This window comes from Rickettsiales bacterium, assembly GCA_041396965.1.
In the GTDB taxonomy this organism is placed as follows: Bacteria; Pseudomonadota; Alphaproteobacteria; order Rickettsiales; family SXRF01; genus SXRF01.
The window spans coordinates 622,115-640,952 of record JAWKXN010000001.1; the positions used below are offsets into that span (position 1 = coordinate 622,115).

Here is an 18,838-nt window from a genome sequence, read left to right on the forward strand (position 1 = left end):
CTTAATTATTAAGCGTTAAAATGATTTTTTGGCTTTTTATTTTAGAAATACCATATGCTGCGTAACTTTTTATTATACATAATTTTTCTAACTTGTTTTTGTATATCAAGTCTTACCGCTTCGTATTCTCAAGCCGCCGTGAATAATGAGTACGCTATTAAGGCTGCCATGATTACTAATATGGTGCGTTTTGTGAGTTGGTCTGATGCTTATGATAAAGAGGGAAATAATACCATAGATGTATGTGTTTTTGGAGACAATAAGTTGAACGACTACGGTTCGGTGTTTGAGAAATCATCATTTGTCAGAAAACAAAGTGCTGGTGGTGATAAGAATTTTTTACTTAATCTTGTAGAAGAAAATAATATTTTTAATATCGCGTCTCACTGTCGCATATTGTTCATAAGTAAAACAGAGCATAAAAGAACATCTGATATAATCTCATTACTTAAAGATAAACCTATTCTAACCATAGGTGAGTCATCTCGTTTTACCGATATTGGTGGAATGATAGAATTTACTCTCAATAAAGATGGGAATATAAAATTTGTCATTAATAAAAAGGCATCTGACAAAGTAGGTCTTTATATAGATTCTTTATTATTAGAACTCGCCGCTAAGGTTATAAGATAGGTAGAATACATGCGTATCTTGAAAAATATATCTATCAAGCGACGCCTTAACTTAATAATAATGGCGGTAAGCAGCATATCTATTGTGCTTACTACTCTTTCTATATCAATAGTCGGTGTATATAATTTACGCTCTGACCTTATCAAAGAACTTGATGTTTCCGCTTCTATAGTTGGTGAACGCAACTATGCGGCTTTGGTATTTGGTGATGCTATAGCGGCAAGGGAGAACCTGACTATATTCAGTGTTAATAAGGAAGTATTAAAAGCCTGTTTGTATAAAAATACTAAAGATGTATTAGCCGGTTATGAGAAAGAAAGTTCTAATAAATCTGAGGATGTAGGCGATAGCTTAAAAATAGAGTGTCCTTCTAATATACAGAGTAATATTATTCTACGCGATGGTATGATTGAACTGACTAAACCGGTTATAAAGAATGAGGAGATAGTTGGTTATATTTACATAAAATCAACACAAGAAAAAATTAATCGTTATATAGAAAAACAGACAGGAATTACTCTTATCGTTATTATAGCTAGCCTTATACTCTCATATTTGCTTGCCGTGAGATTACAGAAAAATATTTCTGAGCCGATTCTAAATCTTTCTGATACCGCTCTTCAGGTCTCAACTGAGAATAGTTACTCAGTAAGGGCGAAACCACTTGGTGATATAGATAAGGAATATAACAACGAGCTAGTAATTCTTACAAATTCCTTTAATAATATGTTATCAGAAATTGAGGCAAGGGATATACAGCTAAAACAGCAATATTCTGAGCTTGAGAAAGCTAAAGATGTCGCTGAGGGCGCAAATAGAGCTAAGTCACAATTCCTAGCCAATATTAGCCATGAATTAAGAACACCGCTTAACGCCGTGATCGGCTTCTCATCAATCCTTATGAATCAGCTTTTTGGACCTCTTGGTGATCAGAAATATATGGAATATGCTAAAGATATTAATAATTCAGGAGCACATCTACTTGATATTATTAATGATATTCTAGATCTATCAAAAGCAGAAGCCGGTAAGCTTGATATTAATTATGAGGAAATACATGTAGGTAAGGCCATTAATAAATGTATTACCATAATGAGTGATAGGGCGAAGAAAGGTAAAGTTACTATTGATGTTAATATTCCAAAAATGCTGCCACCACTCGTTGTTGATAGAATGAGATTTATACAGATTCTGCTCAATGTATTATCAAACGCTGTAAAGTTCACTCCTGAAAATGGTAAAGTTACAGTAAATGTCAGCAATGAGATTACGGATGATGAGGTAACAAAATTTATCATTCAAATTATAGATACCGGCATTGGAATGTCTAAGGAAGAGGTAACACACGCTTTTGAAAGATTTGGACAAGTTGATAGCGGTCTTAACCGAAAATATGAAGGCACTGGTCTTGGATTGCCTCTTACCAAAAAATTAATTGAGGTACATAACGGCTCAATATCATTTGATAGTGAGCCGAACAAGGGGACTACGGTTACTCTTATTTTCCCAGCTTTGCCACCGTCTGATGTGGATTATGATGGGAAATGATATTATCCTATAAGTTCCCTTATAGAGTTTGTTAATAGCGATAACTCTTCGCTGCTGACAGTAAATGGTGGCATCAGGTAAATCACATCCCTAAACGGGCGCAGCCACACACCATTTTCCACAAATTTTTGTCTTAGAGCGTAAACATCAATTTGCTGAGTATCAATCTGTACAACCCCAATCGCTCCCTTAATTCTTACATCAACTACCGTAGGCAAATTCTTAAGCGGTAATAATTCTTCTATAAGCTGTTTTTCTATAGCGTCTATTTGGTGTAATCTTGGCTCACTCTCAAATAAATCCAGTGAGGCATTCGCAGCGGAGCAGGCGAGGGGATTTGCCATAAAAGTAGGACCATGCATAAAAGCGTCTTCCGGTCGGTCGCTTAGGAATGCCGAAAATATCTCATCGCTTGCCAAAGTAGCGCCAAGAGTTATCATCCCGCCAGTAAGAGATTTTCCTAAACACATTATGTCGGGTGAGATTCCCGCCTCATCGCAGGCGAACATATTTCCGGTGCGCCCAAAGCCGGTAGCTATTTCATCAGCGATAAATAATATGTCATGCTTTTTCGCCATGCGGTATATTTCAGCGAGCGTATCAGCACTATGGAATTTCATCCCACCAGCGCCTTGCACTAAAGGTTCTATGATAAGACCGGCGATATTGCCTTTCATATCAGAGAGTAAGGAGTCAAACTCGGCGAAACTATATTCATCTGAGGGAATAGCAACCACATATTGTTTTATCACCGAATCCCTGAAGGCTTTATGCATGGATTTTTCTGGATCTGATACCGACATAGCGCCTAGAGTGTCACCGTGATAGCCATCTCTGAAGCAGACAAAACGGTCTTTATGCGGTTTCCCTTTATTGCGCCAATATTGCAGGCATATTTTAAGCGCGACCTCAACCGCGACCGAGCCAGAGTCGGCGAAGAACACACGGTTTAAGCCTTCAGGGGTGATAGCGCGAAGCCTGCTTGCTAAATTAAGAGCTTGCTCATGGACAATGCCGGCAAACATCACATGTGGCATAATCTCAAGCTGTTTTCGCATAGCGTTAATGATATAAGGGTGATTATAGCCATGACAAGCGCTCCACCACGAGGAAATACCATCAATTAACTCACGCCCATCTTCCAGCACTAGCTTGCAGCCATGCGTAGACGCTACCCGCAAAGGCTCGGGCGCGATCCGCATCTGCGTGTAAGGCATCCAGATATGATTATCATCCAGTTTCATAAGCTTAATGATATAGCAGAATTGTTAATAATATGCTCTTACTAAAAATATGTTTTTTAGTTGTGTTAAAGGCTTAAATTTATTATATTTTGTTAATATTTTTTTGGATGGTTACAGGAATAGTTATGAGTGAAGAAAAATATAAGAGTATATTTGAAAAGCTGTCAGATAAGCTGTTTGCTAGCAGTATTTTGCCGCCATGGGTAATTGTTATTATGCGGTATCTTTTATTATTTAGTTTTGGTTTATTAGCGGTATCCTTAATATTGTATATGGTAAGAATCCCAGAACGGACTATAGTTCTATTCGGATTAACTATTATTAATTTGTTTGTCTATATGTTTGTATTTGCGATGCTGTTTTTATCCACTGTAATCTGGTATGCCCTGAGCTTTTTCGGCGTGACCAGTGCCATGCGGAGTTTTGAGGAAAAGCAAGTAGCAGATAGCATAGCGCAAGGCAAATGCGTTTTGCCTTCTACATGGATTGCTTTTATAATGTTCACCATTTTTTGCGCTTTAATGTTATTACTGGCTATTGTTGATTTTTTTGAACACCCAACAATAAGTCTGAGCGGCATATGGACATTTATATTTTACGCTATTGGTGCGGTTTATTTGGTTTCGCTATCCCCACCCGTAAAGAAATTTGATAAGTACATGGACGGCATAACCGAAGATGGTGGCGAGGTTTGTTATCAGGGAAACCCAATGTCAAAATGGGAAAAAAAATTCTTTAGATTAGCCCGTACATTATTCATATACATATATTTGTTCACTAAAGGTTTCAAAGAAGGAACGCCAAGCGATGGTCAGTTGTCCTACAAAGGTAGGGCAATATCAGATTTCGAGGTAAAAGTTTTTAGAATAATTGGTAGTTCATTGGGTTATTTGCTATTGCTTATGTTGCTATTTATAGTTGTATGGATAGTTGTCACGATATTTAGGGCGGTTATTGGGTAAGTTTTATGTCAGAACAAATGGAAGATAAGGCGATAGATATAGACAGAGAACGGAAATGGTTCTCTTCTACCATCTGGTATGTTGTTGCTTTTGATATAATTATGTTGTTGGTATCTCTCTGGCTTTTTTTGTCGGATATTTCCGCTTGGTACTTTGTTTTTGTGGCATCATTGCTTATTCCTGTGTTTTTTGCTATTTCTTATATTCCACTAGGTACGATTATTATAGCTGATTATTCCGATAATAAATTCGTAGGAAAATGGCAGTGTATGCTGCCTTCAACGATACTTAAATGCTGTGCGATCATAGTGGTAATATTAATGATTTGTGAAAACAGCATTCCTAATAGTCTGTATCTAAAAAGTCTTAGTGGTTCTCTTTCTTTTTATGATGTTTTTAGAATCATTTCAGGAAAAATAATGCTTTTCGTTGCATTAGTTTGGTTAGCAAAAATTTATTTCGCTGGGAAAATGAATAAATATATAGATGATGTCACCGAAAAAGACGGAGAGATATATTATCAGGATAAGCCAATGTCAGAATGGGAAAGAAAGTTTTTTAAGCTAGGTCGTACCTTGTTTGTATATACGCATCTTCCATCCACTAAAGATGTTACCACGATTGATGGAGTTATGCTCTATAAGGGCAGGGTGATGTCTGAGTGGGAGATGGAATTATTTAAGTTTGTAATATCAATATTGTGGCTAATTATATATTATACTGTCTTTTTAGGCATAATTGAAAAAGTAACGTAAAATTACGATATTTTCTTCTCATAGTCAGAGAAGTAAATTAACTCTTCTTCCTAAGCAGCTACTTCTTGTCCATTTTCTATTTGCAACAGTTCCAACTCTAAAAGTTTATTTTTATATAATCTAAAAAATACTTGTTTATATGTAGCGCATTGTGCTACACTTAAGCATGCTTAAAAGCTGGATGCATAAAGGTTTGATGGTCTTTTTTGAAACAGGATCCACTGCTGGAATACAGGTGAAGCACGCAAAAAGAATTACAAATATATTGGCACTGTTAAATGAAGCTAAGGCAGTACAAGATATGAATATTCTAGGCTATAACCTGCATCAGCTAAAAGGTAATACGAAGGGGTTATACTCTGTTAAAGTAAGTGGAAACTGGAGGATTACTTTTCGCTTTGAAAATGGGAATGCTTATATCGTTAACTATTTGGACTATCATTAAGGAAGTAAAATAACATGAGAAAAAAAGAATATAAATCAGCCGCCTCGATGCATAATCCACCACATCCTGGTGTTATACTCAAAGATTCAATCATAGATTCGTTAGGGCTTACGGTAAAAGAGGCGGCAACATATCTGGATGTTGACCGTACCACTCTGTCAAGGCTGCTAAACGGTCATACGGCAGTTTCTGTAGATATGGCACTGCGCTTGGCGAAAGCGTTAAATACTAGTCCTGATGTATGGTTGGGTTTGCAAAGGGCGCATGATATATGGCATGCACAGAATAACATTGAGATGGATTTATCAAACGTTAAGCCTTTTGCGTCGGTTGACACGCACGTCCATTCGTAGGTGCTGCATCTATTATGCCTGAAATCATCTATATTCTTACCATTCGGTTTTATTAAATATTCCATGAAGTTTTGCCCTTCATAGGGAGGGTTATTATCTTCCCTTACCGAAGAAAAAATCTCTAGCATTTTTGCTTTTGTGTCCGTCAATTTAGTTATCTACCTGCGGTTTTAGGCTTATCACCAATACCGAATATTTGTAAATATCTATCCTGATTTTGTTCTATATCATCAGCTAGTTTGCTAAAGGCGGCTAGGGTTTCTTTTTTCTTGTTGAAGGCATCCAACATGCCTTCTTTCACCGAACTGCCACTTACTCCTAAAAACATTTCTGGGTTGTTATTTATATGTGTATTTATTGATTCTTTTAATATTTTCCAATGTTTGTCAACTTCACTTGCTGCTTCTCTTAAATCGTTAGGAAGTCCTTTTATCTGTTTTTTAATAACATCCTTTTCTGTTGACCATAATAGTTTTGTACTTTCTTTATCTGTCCAAATTATATTAGCAGTAATCTCACTAATCTTTTCCATTTTTTGCTTTAAGGCTAATAACTCTGAGTCATTAGTTCTTAGGTGAAAAGTAGATTGCCTCACGAAGTCAATCGGATAAGATATTCCCTGTTTATTGTTAATTAAAAGTCCCTCTTTAGGATCTACATCCTTTTCTTTGTTTATAAATCCTTTGATTTTCTTTATAAAATCACTGGGTTTTTTGTTGCCTTCACTCATGATTTATATCCTATATTTTTTTATTATTTAAGCAGCGTAATTTTGCTGTTTACATTCTATCTGTAATGGTTCTAGCCCCAGTTTTTTGAATAACTCTTTATCCTTATCCGCCGCGGGGTTGGCGGTGGTAAGTAGTTTTTCACCGTAGAATATGGAGTTCGCGCCAGCAAAGAAGCATAGGGCTTGTGTCTGCTCATTCATTTCCTCACGCCCCGCTGATAGGCGAACAAAGGATTTTGGCATCAGGATGCGGGCGACCGCGACAGTACGCACAAAGTCAAATACGTCCAATTCTTTTACGTTGTCAAGCTTTGTTCCCTTTACCTGCACCAACAAATTAATCGGCACGCTTTCAGGATGCTTGGGAAGATTAGCAAGAGTTTGCAGTAGTCCGGCACGGTCACTCAAATCCTCACCCATACCGACTATCCCGCCGCAACAGACATTCATGCCCGCGTCACGCACGTTAGCGAGCGTGTCCAAACGGTCTTGATAGGTACGAGTGGTTATAATTTCGCCGTAAAACTCTTCGGAGGTGTCCAAATTATGATTATAATAATCAAGCCCAGCGTCTTTTAGAGCGTGCGCTTGCCCAGCATCCAGCATTCCAAGAGTAGCGCAGGTTTCCATTCCGAGAGATTTCACACCTTTGATAATCTCAACCATATTATCCATATCACGCTCTTTCGGTGAACGCCACGCCGCACCCATACAGAAACGTGATGCGCCAGCGTCTTTCGCTCTCTTTGCCTCACCAAGTATTTTTTCCTTTTCCATCAGCTTCTCCGCCTTAACACCCGAATCAGCACTAGCGCTTTGTGGGCAATAAGCGCAGTCCTCAGGGCAGCCACCGGTTTTAATGGAAAGCAACGTGCTTATCTGTACTTCATTCGGGTTGAAGTTCTCGCGGTGAATGGTTTGCGCGCGAAACAGCAAGTCGTTAAAGGGCATATTAAGAAGTGATATTATCTCATCTTTTTGCCAGTCATGTCTAAGTGTGGTCATGTTGTCTTCTTTGTAAACGTTAATATGTATAATTGCCTACTATATTAATTTTTCTTTATGTTGTCTAGTAAGCTCTGGATAATCTATTTTGCCGGTGCCAAGACGTGGCATTTCAGCTATATGGAGTATTTTTTTAGGTAGGGCGATTTCTGGTATACCTTTTTCCTTAGCGGCGGCTATTAATGATTCTTTCGTTATATCTGTATGCTCACTATACAATATTATATGCTCACCTTTACGCTCGTCAGGAGCGCTGATGGCGGCGTGCGCTTGCTCTGGATGTAAATGAACCGCTAGATCCTCAGCTAAAGCTAGAGACACCATCTCACCGGCTATTTTAGCGAAACGTTTTGCCCGTCCAACGATGGTAATAAACCCGCTATCATCGATTTCTACTATGTCACCAGTATCATACCAGCCTTCATGTTTTTGTATCTCACCGGGAGCGTCAGCTTTCATATAGCCAAGCATTACATTCGGTGCTTTTATTAATAATTTTCCACCATATTCAAGCCCTGACACCGGCTCTAATTTGCACTCTATTTGCGGAAACGCTCGCCCGACACTGCCAATTTTACTGTTCATCAAGGTGTTAAATGAAATAACCGGACTAGCTTCAGTCACACCATAACCTTGCATTATATTCACATTAAACTTATCAGCGTATAATCTTCTTGTGCTTTCATTAAGTTTTTCCGCGCCAGCTACCGCCATTCTCACGCTATAGAAATCATACGGATGCGCGTAGCGAGCGTAACCGTTAAAGAAAGTGTCAGTACCAAGCATTATGGTAGCGTCGCAATCATATATTATTTCCGGCACGATTCGGTAATGAACCGGACTAGGATATAAGAACAGTTTAACTCCACGAACTAGTGGCAATAACATACCGATAGTAAGCCCAAAACAGTGGAATACCGGCATGGCGTTAAACAGTATGTCAGATGAGGTAAGGTCTAAAACCGCGTTTGCTTGATATATGTTAGAAAGTATATTCTCATGCGAAAGAGCGACTCCTTTTGGAGCGCCCTCAGAGCCGGAGGTAAATAATATCACTGCTGGAGAGTTAGAATCAGTTTCGGAAATTATTTGCTGGAGACTGCTTTTTACGGTAAAGCCTTTCGCTGCGGCTTTTAGTTTGTCACCTATGGTTATGGTATGGCGAATATCCTCAAGATAGATTACGGTATATTTCTGTCCTAATGTTTCTATAAGTTTTTCTAGCTTACCTTTCTCAATAAATTCCCGTGAGGTGATGATAGTGTTTATTTGCGCTATGTTACAGGCATGGGATATACTTTTCTCACCGGCAGAAAAATTAAGCATAGCGATAGTTTTACCCAAAATTTGTAAAGCAGTAAAACTTACTAAAGCGCCAAGCATATTAGGAAGCATGAGTGCTACATTTTTCTGTCCATCAAGTCTTGGCGCTAGCTTGTCGGCGAGAATAAAAGATCTAGTAAAAATTTGGCGATAGCTAAGCATATTACGATTTATATCTGTAGCGACTTTACTACCCATACCATTAAGTCCCGCTGATTTAAGCATAGCGGAAATTATAGATGTTTTATATTGTGAGGTAAGGAATCTAGCGTTGGCTAGAATATCATATATAGCAAGTGATGATCTTTTCCCACCTTCTGCGAATCTTTGCGGAGGTAATATATTTATAGTTACTTGCGGAAAAAAATGAGTACGTAATTTTTTACTCATTCTGCTTACTTTTGAATACTCAGTCCCATCTATATATATGGGAAGCAGAGTAGCTCCGGTTTTCTCTATTATTTTACCAGTCCCATCATATATTTTCATGATGCCACCAGTGGTGGTTATCCTACCTTCTGGGAATATAACAATCTTGCCACCATTTTTTACGTCGTTAATCAATGTTTTAAGTGACATTGGCGCGAGCGGGTCTATTTTATAAGTGCTGATAATTAGGTCTATCCAGCGGAAATACCATTTTCTAGCCTGATGTACATTCATCGCGAATGATACTTTATCAGGCAGGAAAACCGATAGAAAAAGCGGATCAACAAAAGATTGATGGTTAGCTATTATAACCGTACTACCTTCAGTTTTCTCAAAATTTTCAAGCCCTATTATTTTTATCCGATATAGTTTTTTAAGCAGAAAAGTAAGAGCTGGTCTAATCACTGATTCTTTTAGCATATACGGCCACCATTAAAGTTATTATCGCCACAATAATAAACAGATTAGGGATTGTTAGTCCATATGATAATAATATAGCTGATACAATAGCGGCTATTGTCATGGAGATGGAGTCGCTTAGGTTGCTCACGGCTATCACTTGTGAACGGTGAGAGGATTTTGCGCGTGATTGCAATATGGCATATAAGGGAACCATGTAAATACCACCGCAAAACGCTACCATAAACATACATAGCACCACATTTAGGCTGTTTTTTAATTCAAAGAACTCACTTATATCCATTAAGTTTTGCCCTATTGGAACTGGAGTAAAAAATATCATCAGCATGGTAAATATGGATATACCAGACGCCGCTATCGGGGTAAAACGCGCTGATATTTGTCCTTTAAGTAAGGTATCACATAATATAGAGCCGACCGCGACACCTACTGAAAATACAGTAAGGAATAATATATATACCTCGTTATCAGCTTGTATCACTCCTTTGGCGTAATTGGCGAATTGAGCTATATATATTGAGCCAACCGTTATGAACCATGACAAAGCAAGAATTGTTCGTATAAGTGTACTATCATCACAAGCATGTTTTATAATGCCAATACTACCACGTAATAGATTGAAGCTTATTATAGTATCAGTATGCAGAGAAGGGGCTTTTGGTATGAACAGGCTGGCGATAAATCCAGCTATAGCGACGATTACTATAGTTATTCCTATCATATTATTAGGAAGTTCCACAATCAATCCACCAGCCACCATTCCAGCGAGAATAGCCAAATAACTGCCGCTAGCGATAAATCCGTTACCTGCCAGAAGCTCCTTTTCCTTCAAATGCTGTGGTAATATACTAAATTTTATTGGTACGTAAAAAGCTGAGTGAGTACCGCTTAGAAATAATAACGCCATAAGCAGAGATATGTTATGATAATAAAAACCGTAACACGCCACTGACATTATGAATAATTCAGCTACTTTAGTAAATATAACAAGTTTTGATTTATCATATTTATCGGCAAGTTGTCCGGCTACCGATGAAAACAGAACCATAGGAAGAACCAGCAATCCAGAGCATATAGTAACTAGAATTTCTGGATCAGTTGATAGTGATATATTATGCTTCGCGGCGTAGGCTATCATTACAATAAGTCCGGCACGAATCAGATTATCATTAAAAGTGCCGAGAAAAGTAGCGAGGAACATAGGAAGAAACCGCCTGCTTACAAATAGTCGGTATTTAAGGTCATAGTCCATTTTTGGCGATGTATCCATTTCTATCCTAATAATATAACTAGCCAGACAAAAGTAGCGTTTATCAGGCTGAGTAAAACGGCGGCACTTGCTATATCCTTTGCTTTTTTGGAAAGAGGATGAATCTCATCTGATATTCTGTCTATCGCGCTTTCAATTCCGGTATTTAGTAATTCCACAATCATCACTAAAAACAAGCTGCCAACCAAAAGTATTAGTTCTATTTTATTTTCGCTTATGAAAAAGGCGGTAGGTATCGCCATGATTGATATTATAACCTCAAGAATAAACGCTCGTTCATTAAGCGCCGTTTTTATTCCAGACATTGAATAGCCAAAGGCTTTACATAGTCTTTTTATCTCATTTCCGTTATTATTCTTGTTATGTTTTTTATCTGTCATTAATTTATCAATCTAATATGAACTATTCTCTTCCTCATCTTCATCATAACTACTTTCCAGATCAATTCCTATTTTCATATATTCCTCGTCAACATAATCATCCACATCATTCTCATTAACAATATCTTCTTTATTATTATTCGGTAGCTCAAATATTTCAGTTATAGGTGTAATACCCTCAAATCCCTGTACGTAAAGTTGTTTGCTAACTGAATCAGCTATTACACATAATCTGGTAAGCGGATTTAGTATTGGCGGGGTAAGCCATGAGAAGTCGGGTTTTATTATTTCATACCCTTGTAGTGAACAGCCATGTTGCCAGCGACCATTACTGTCAAAGAATGGACGAGCTTTAGTGCCAGTGGCTAGGTCAGTCTGAAATTGATTGCTAGCGACCACCTGTTGATCCGCGCCAATCTCTCTTATACGGTAATCATTTTCAAGGCGTTCAATAATACAACCATCAGAAAATTCAGTTCCGGTCAAGATGAATATGGCAGGAACAGCAACTGGAGTTTCGGCGAGAATTTTTTTCGCTTCCTCGTAATTTTCCGCGTTCTCAAAGACCTGTCTTAATAAATGCGCTGGCGGCAAGCCACTATTACCATAAGCGATACGTCTGTTTTTAATCCAATCGGCGACTATATTTATCCCGTAACGACGCATCGGCGCTAGATTAAGAGCGGCACTAAAGCGATTATGCGCGGTCGCGTTAAATACGCCAGATATTCCGGGCCAAGTTATATTATAGAACTCTCCAGCCTTGCCATCTTGAAGGGTTATTACCACATATTTTCCAAGATCCGGAAATGGCCAGTCAAGAATTCTTACCATAGCGACACTTTCGCCATTACGATAAGCACCGCTAGTACATCCCCATTCATAGGCAAGGTTGAGTGAGAAAACACCACGCTTACCTATAATGCTATCAAATGTTTCTATTTCATGTAGAAATGGATTATTAGACTTCACAAGCCAATTATGAGATCTTTTATCTACAAATGGCAGAACTATACTACTTGCCATGTTAGATAGAACACCGTAACTTTTTCTTGCCGACTCCACTAAGGTTTTCGCGCTGTCAGGGTAGGCTCGCAACAAATCAATCGGTGTTTTTCCACGTAGGTCAATAAGTGGTATAGAATTTTTTATCATGACAACTATCCGGAAAGTAGATTATTTAATCAATATTTTAATTCAATATTTTAATATAGATAAAGTTATACATTACATGCTAGGTTTATTACAAATCTAGTTTCTAATTTTACATCACAGGTTAAAGTATAAGTTTGATTTTTCAAAGGATATTTATATGCGGGATGACAAAAAAGTAAAACCATCAAGGCAGGAAGCGGAAGAGGCGGTTAAACTGCTGATTCGTTGGGCTGGGGATGATCCTGAAAGAGAGGGGCTTCTAGACACTCCGTCAAGAGTGGTAAGGTCGTATGAGGAATTTTTTAATGGTTATGATATAAATCCAAATGATATATTAAGTCGTACCTTTGAGGATGTTGAGGGCTATGACGAAATGGTAGTGCTTCGTGATATAAATTTTGACTCGTATTGTGAGCATCACATGGTCCCATTCACCGGTAGGGCGCATGTGGCATATATACCAAAGGAAAAGGTGGTTGGTATAAGTAAACTAGCTCGTCTTGTTGATGTTTACGCGAAACGTCTTCAGATTCAGGAAAAACTTACAGCGCAGATAGCGGCGAGCATAGATGATATTCTTAAGCCTAAAGGTGTCGCGGTAGTAGTTGAGGCGACTCATATGTGTATGACCACAAGAGGGGCTCGTAAACATGGAACAGTTATGCAAACCAGTAAATTACTTGGTTTATTCCGCAGTGATCACAGAACACGTCAGGAATTTTTTAGTCTTCTTAAATTTCCAGATTTGAAATAAAATTTGAGGTAAAAGGGGAGTAAAGTTCTATGTATAGCAAAATCACTAATGATATTAAAGTTACAGTTGAGCCTTTTTATCTTGAGGAACAATCATCCCCAACAGATCAGCGTTATGTCTGGGCGTATACCATAGCTATAGAAAATACTGGAAATGAAAAAGTTCGTTTGCTTAATCGTTATTGGCACATAACTGACGCTATAGGTATGACACAAGAAGTAAGAGGGGCAGGTGTGGTAGGAGAAAAGCCCTTACTTAGTCCATATGATGTTTTTCAGTATACTAGTGGGGCTTCACTACGCACACCATCTGGTATCATGAAAGGTGAATATGAGTTTGAAAATGAAAGAAAAGAACGTTTTAATGTTGTTATTCCAGTTTTTTCGTTAGATAGTCCAGATCAAATGAGAAGACCAAATTAATCTCCAAAAATGTTTTTCAAGAAAATATTGTAGTGTTTATTTATGGTATCTGTAATTAGCGATAACTTAGTTGGTAACTTTATCTGTACTACTGATAAGTGTGAGGATACTTGCTGTAAGCACTGGTCTATGCAGATGAACACACAAATGTTCGCTAAGTATAAAGAGGAAGCTCCAGAATTGGTGGATTGTGTTGAAAGTGATAATGATAACTCATTTATTATGCGTAAAGATAAAGCTACCAGCTATTGTGTAAAATTTGATAATGGTAAGTGTTCCATACACTCAGAATATGGTGAGAAATTTCTTGGTGATGCTTGTTATTTTTATCCGCGTATCACTAGAAAAGCCGGTGACAATGTTATTATGACCGCAACTATGTCTTGTCCGGAGATCGCTAGGATAGCGTTGTTTTCTGATAAGCCATTTTCTAAAAATGAAAGTAGCGCTTCAAGGTTGCCGCAAGAAATTAGGAATATATTGCCAGACGAAACATCATTTTCTGACTTTATATCGGTTCATAATATATTTTTAGAGGTGATGGAGGAAGCTGCATCAAAAAGCGACAAGATATTCGCTCGTATTAATAGTGTTTGCAGGTCACTTGAAAAGATTGATCGTAAAGATTGGGCAGGAGCGGCTTCTTTATATTTTCGCCTCGCTGATTCTTCTATTCCCAAGTCAGAAGAAAATATAAATGATCCTTTTAATTTGCTGCACGCTTTGTGTGGATTAGTGGTCGCTTCTAAAAAATCGCTGCCTCCACGTCTTAAACAAACCATATATGAAATGGAAAAGGCGCTTTCAGTTAAGCTTGATTGGGAAAATATTTTAATAAACGCTGATGAATCTAGTCTTGCGGCTTATAATAAGCTTAGAGATTTATGGAACTCAGGTGTAGGTGATTTTTATGAGCCTATACTTAAGAGATGGCTTGCCGCTCAAATTTCAGCGGCTTCTTTTCCATTTGCTGGGCTTGGTGATAAACTTTCTGATAAAGTTACTATAATAGGTTTCCGTTTGGCTATGTTAAAGTTGGCACTTATTTCTGCTCATCACATCAATATTGGTGATAAAAATAACAAATTGTCAGAAGGTGATATTATCAGGATAGTACAAAGCCTGTCACGTTTTCTTGATCATCTGGCAGGTCCGGAATTCTTACTAAAAATATGTTCTGAGACAGGATGGGGCAGGGAAAGTAGAATGCTTGGTCTGTTAAGTTGGCAGTAGAAAGCCTTGTCGGGTAATATATAGTAATTTCAATAAATTACCTCATGTAAATAACTATAATCCATTTGCTCTATAAAAAATATTAGCGATTTTTTGTAAAATTAATTTGTTGTTAACTATTTTTGGCTAATAATTACATTATGTGTGGCAAAGTTTTGGCTGCATAATTTTAGTGAGCATTTAGCTCTTTATAATTTTAACGTCCATGTAGGAGAATTGTTATGGCTAATTCAATTAATACTAATATAGCTGCGTTTTTCGCTCAAGCGAATATATCGACAGCAGCCAACGCTTCCTCATCTTCTGTAGCACGTCTTTCAAGCGGTAATCGTATCGTGAAAGCGTCTGATGATGTGGCAGCTCTATCAACAGGTACTTCGCTTAGAACGCAGGTTCTTGCTCTTAAAACCGCGCTTACCAACGCCTCTCAGGGTACGTCCTTGCTTCAGGTGGCTGACGGTGCGCTTTCTCAGGTTACTGAAATTTTACAACGTCAGAAAGCTATTTCTCTACAAGCTGGTTCAGGTTCTCTTACCGACGCTGATAGAGGCTTCCTAGACCAAGAATTCCAAGCTCTTACAAAAGAGATTGATCGTCTTACCGGCTCTACTAACTTTAACGGTGTGCAACTTCTAAACGGTTCTCTTTCTACTTCCGCCGCTCTAGCTAATACTTCAACGGGTGCTACCGCTGGTACTGCTAATATATCTTTTAGTGATAACATCACTATCGGTGAGAGTATCATAGTAAACGGTGTTGAGCTTACCGCTGCTGCTACCTCTACCGGTACCGCTACTCCAGCTTCTACAGCCCCAATTACTTTTGCTGTCGGTAATACTCTTGCTGAAACACTTGATAATTTAGCTACTCAGCTTAATGATTCGGCTACCAATGCTAGCTATAGCGCTGCTCTTGGAGAAGCTGTTTATTCAGCTAACTCTACAACTCTTACCGCTACAGCTCGCGCTGGTGGTTCTTTAAGTAACGCGTTTTCATTTGGTAACGCCGCTCCTGCCGTAACTGTTGGTGCTAATACTGTTTCAACAACAAACGGTAGTGCTTCTGTTACTGTAGCGATAACTAACACTTATAAAGTTGGTCAAAGTGTTATACTTAACTTGCCTACAAGTGCCGGTATCGGTGGTATTGAAGGAAAAGAACTTCGTGGGGTTATTACCTCAGCTTCAGGTTCTACCTTTACCTTTACCGCACAGACTGCCGCTACCTCTACCGTTGCTACAACCAACGGTGCTGGTACAGTGACTCTTGATACTGTAAACGGTGTTGGCGAAGCTGCTATCGATGGTGGTTCTGTCGGTAGTTCGTTTAATCTGTTCACTGGTGCTACTACCTTTACATCAGCTACCCAGATCATATCTGCCGCTACTTCTACTGCCGCTATACCTTTCCAAGATGGTAATAGTATCACAGCTACAGTAAATGGTACTGCGAAAACGCTTTATACTCTTGCAGCTTCAGCTACTATTACTGACTTGGTGAATGGTATAAACGCTAATACTGGATCTACTGGATTTAGTGCTACACTGACTTATGATCAAACAAATAATTATAACGTTCGTATTGATTATGCTGGTGCCGCTGGTAACATATTGCTTAATGTTGGAGCTAACTTCCATACCGCGCCAACCGCTGTTACTCTAACCGGTGACAGATTTGGTACTACAGCTAATAACATTACCGAGGCTGCAGGTGGTACGAGCACCATCATATCTTCTGGTTATATTGATCTTACTGGTGCTGCTGGTAGTACTGGTATTACTGTAGCTGATCAAACAACAGACGTTACCGCTGCTGCCCCAGCGAGTGCTGCCGCTCCTTTTAGAAGGGGTGATCAGATTACGGCTACAGTCAATGGTCAGACAATAGTTCTTCATACTTTTGTTGCTGGTGATAGCCTGAATGCTATAGTAAATGATATTAATGCCCATAGCTCTAGCACCGGATTTTATGCTGGTATAACTGGAACTGGTGGTGGTTATAACATTCGCTTGTTTACTACTACTCCAACCCCAGCTAGTGATCAGGTATATGTGAGTGCGGGTGCTGGTATTAGTACTATCGCAAGCAGTACTCTTACAACTCTTACTACTACCAATGGTGGTCTTACTCAAGTTAGTACCGGTTCTCTTGCTGGTGGTCTTGATGATGGTCTATCTCAAGGTAGCGTATCTGTAAGTGGTACGGTTGGTGATTCCATCATAACTGATTTGTCGCAAACCAAAGCTAACGTTCAACTGATTCTTACAGCTAACGCGGTAGCTGGAACAAGCACTCTTACAGTTGGTGGGCATACTTTCGCTTTCACAAGCAATACCACAAATGCTTCTCCTGATGAGATACTAGTTGGTGCTACTATTGAGGATACTCTTAACAACGCTATTACAACCATAACCAACTATCTTAAAAATGGTTATGCTCTTGGTACCACAGCTTATGAGTTGAATCAGATTGATATAAGCGTCACTAACGGTAATACGCTGAACTTTACCGGTAAAGGTCTTAGCAATGTTGAGACTCTTGCCAGCACTTCGGCTGTTCCTGCTTACTCTACCATTTCTCAGAGTATAACAGGTTCATCAATTACTAACTCTGGTGCGCTTAACAATGCTGCTAGTACTTATGGTGTTGATACAACAGGTATTACCAATCCTGATTTCAATGGTACCTTACAAGGATTTACCGCTAATTATAAAAATACTGCCAGCACAGTTGATTTATCAATCAAAGTTGGTGATTTTACTTATACAGCGGTGGATGCTAATGTAAGTGTTTCTTCCAATACACGTATCCGTCTATATTCTGATACAGTTGGTGGAGAAAATGGGGGCTACATTGACATTCAGCTTAAAGCTGGTCAGGTAAATGCCTTCAGTGATCAAGCTGGTGCTGACGCTGTCGCTCAACGTCTTAACTCTGCTTTCAGTAGTTTAAGCTTTGCGCAAAGCCGTAACTTATCAAGCTATACTGGTTCTGCCAGCATAACCTCTAACAACGTTGTTATTGGTTCATTGTTTGGTAGTAAAGTTACTGCTCAGCTAGCTAATTTTGATGGTGCTAAACTATCAGATATTAGTGTTGACGCTCCTTCAGGAAGTAATACTGATACTAAAATCAGTCTTACCATTGATGGTGTTGTGTTCTCAACAGAAGCTGGTATAGGAAGTACTCTTGCCGCTAATCAGACCTACAGGCTGACCAGCGCGGAGGATCCTAAACAGTTTGTTGAATTCACCACCGGTAACTCAACAATAGTGATTGATAGTAACGATAAGGCTATAGCTGTAGAAAACGCTCTTAAAAACGCGTTTGGTGCTACAGAAGGCTCTGCTGCTCTTTCTTTCCAAGTTGGTTCTTCTTCAACTGACACTTTGGAAGTAAGTATCGGTAGTGCGCAAACCTCAACATTATTTGGTGGTTTGACCCTGAACGTTCTATCTCAAGCTAATGCCGTGATAGCTGGTGATCAGCTTGATAAAGCTCTAGCGACCGTTACATCGCTTCGTGCAGCGGTTGGTGCGCTTCAGTCACGGTTTAACTTCGCTTCGGCTAACATCCAGATCGCTGTACAGAATCAGGATGCCGCTCGTGGTGAGTTACTTGATACTGATGTGGCTACTGAGTCAACAGCGTTCGCTACTTCGCAGGTTAAACTGCAAGCTGGTATTTCGGTACTAGCTCAGGCTAACCAGCAGTTGCAGAACTTACTGAAATTGATTCAGTAATAAGGTAAATAAAGAAAAGTCTGGGGCGGCAGCC

Annotated in this window: 17 protein-coding genes; 10 read left to right on the plus strand and 7 right to left on the minus strand. The window is 38.9% G+C overall.

What is annotated here, in order from left to right; all coding sequences use genetic code 11:
- Positions 1-54: 54 nt before the first annotated feature.
- A complete protein-coding gene (locus tag R3D71_03190) occupies positions 55-633 on the plus strand; it encodes a YfiR family protein (GenBank protein ID MEZ5690655.1) in 579 nt (192 codons plus the stop codon).
- Between the two features lie 9 nt (positions 634-642).
- A complete protein-coding gene (locus tag R3D71_03195; GenBank protein ID MEZ5690656.1) occupies positions 643-2,181 on the plus strand; it encodes an ATP-binding protein in 1,539 nt (512 codons plus the stop codon).
- Between the two features lie 2 nt (positions 2,182-2,183).
- On the opposite strand, the gene R3D71_03200 is transcribed toward R3D71_03195, so the two are convergent.
- A complete protein-coding gene (locus R3D71_03200; protein MEZ5690657.1) occupies positions 2,184-3,425 on the minus strand; it encodes an adenosylmethionine--8-amino-7-oxononanoate transaminase in 1,242 nt (413 codons plus the stop codon).
- A gap of 125 nt (positions 3,426-3,550) precedes the next feature.
- On the opposite strand from R3D71_03200, the gene R3D71_03205 reads away from it, so the two are divergent.
- The 4 genes from R3D71_03205 to R3D71_03220 all read left to right on the plus strand — a co-directional run bounded on the left by R3D71_03205 (position 3,551) and on the right by R3D71_03220 (position 5,940).
- Positions 3,551-4,387, plus strand: a complete 837-nt coding sequence (locus tag R3D71_03205) for a hypothetical protein (GenBank protein MEZ5690658.1) — start codon at positions 3,551-3,553, stop codon at positions 4,385-4,387.
- Between the two features lie 5 nt (positions 4,388-4,392).
- Entirely contained in the window at positions 4,393-5,142 is a 750-nt protein-coding gene (locus tag R3D71_03210; protein ID MEZ5690659.1) for a hypothetical protein, read from the plus strand.
- Between the two features lie 181 nt (positions 5,143-5,323).
- Positions 5,324-5,587 (plus strand): type II toxin-antitoxin system RelE/ParE family toxin, encoded by a 264-nt coding sequence (locus tag R3D71_03215; protein ID MEZ5690660.1) that lies wholly within the window; start codon positions 5,324-5,326, stop codon positions 5,585-5,587.
- 14 nt (positions 5,588-5,601) lie between these two features.
- The gene (locus tag R3D71_03220; protein MEZ5690661.1) at positions 5,602-5,940 is read left to right on the plus strand and encodes a HigA family addiction module antitoxin; all 339 of its coding nucleotides are present in this window, start codon (positions 5,602-5,604) and stop codon (positions 5,938-5,940) included.
- Between the two features lie 154 nt (positions 5,941-6,094).
- Here the strand turns inward: R3D71_03220 and R3D71_03225 are convergent, their stop codons facing one another.
- Genes R3D71_03225 through R3D71_03250 form a run of 6 tightly spaced genes read right to left on the minus strand, consistent with a single transcriptional unit; the run spans position 6,095 to position 12,652 of the window.
- Entirely contained in the window at positions 6,095-6,670 is a 576-nt protein-coding gene (locus R3D71_03225; GenBank protein MEZ5690662.1) for a hypothetical protein, read from the minus strand.
- Positions 6,671-6,697: 27 nt separating this feature from the next.
- Complete coding sequence (gene bioB, locus R3D71_03230) at positions 6,698-7,675, minus strand: biotin synthase BioB (protein MEZ5690663.1); 978 nt, start codon at positions 7,673-7,675, stop codon at positions 6,698-6,700.
- 39 nt (positions 7,676-7,714) lie between these two features.
- A complete protein-coding gene (locus tag R3D71_03235) occupies positions 7,715-9,847 on the minus strand; it encodes an AMP-binding protein (protein MEZ5690664.1) in 2,133 nt (710 codons plus the stop codon).
- Positions 9,825-11,117: an MFS transporter gene (locus R3D71_03240; GenBank protein ID MEZ5690665.1), complete on the minus strand. Its 1,293-nt coding sequence runs from the start codon at positions 11,115-11,117 to the stop codon at positions 9,825-9,827. Before R3D71_03240 ends, R3D71_03235 begins: the two co-directional genes overlap by 23 nt.
- 2 nt (positions 11,118-11,119) lie before the next feature.
- On the minus strand, positions 11,120-11,497 hold the full coding sequence (locus R3D71_03245; protein ID MEZ5690666.1) for a diacylglycerol kinase: 378 nt from the start codon (positions 11,495-11,497) through the stop codon (positions 11,120-11,122).
- A 12-nt stretch (positions 11,498-11,509) separates the two neighbouring features.
- On the minus strand, positions 11,510-12,652 hold the full coding sequence (locus R3D71_03250) for a hypothetical protein (protein ID MEZ5690667.1): 1,143 nt from the start codon (positions 12,650-12,652) through the stop codon (positions 11,510-11,512).
- A 157-nt stretch (positions 12,653-12,809) separates the two neighbouring features.
- Here R3D71_03250 and folE point away from each other — a divergent pair, with 157 nt between their 5' ends.
- The 4 genes from folE (at position 12,810) to R3D71_03270 (ending at position 18,804) form a co-directional block, all read left to right on the plus strand.
- Positions 12,810-13,406, plus strand: coding sequence for a GTP cyclohydrolase I FolE (folE, locus tag R3D71_03255; protein MEZ5690668.1), 597 nt, complete (start codon positions 12,810-12,812; stop codon positions 13,404-13,406).
- Positions 13,407-13,435: 29 nt separating this feature from the next.
- Entirely contained in the window at positions 13,436-13,828 is a 393-nt protein-coding gene (gene apaG / locus R3D71_03260) for a Co2+/Mg2+ efflux protein ApaG (protein ID MEZ5690669.1), read from the plus strand.
- Positions 13,829-13,870: 42 nt separating this feature from the next.
- The gene (gene fliB, locus R3D71_03265; protein MEZ5690670.1) at positions 13,871-15,061 is read left to right on the plus strand and encodes a flagellin lysine-N-methylase; all 1,191 of its coding nucleotides are present in this window, start codon (positions 13,871-13,873) and stop codon (positions 15,059-15,061) included.
- A 221-nt stretch (positions 15,062-15,282) separates the two neighbouring features.
- Positions 15,283-18,804, plus strand: a complete 3,522-nt coding sequence (locus R3D71_03270) for a flagellin (GenBank protein MEZ5690671.1) — start codon at positions 15,283-15,285, stop codon at positions 18,802-18,804.
- The last annotated feature ends 34 nt before the right edge of the window (positions 18,805-18,838 follow it).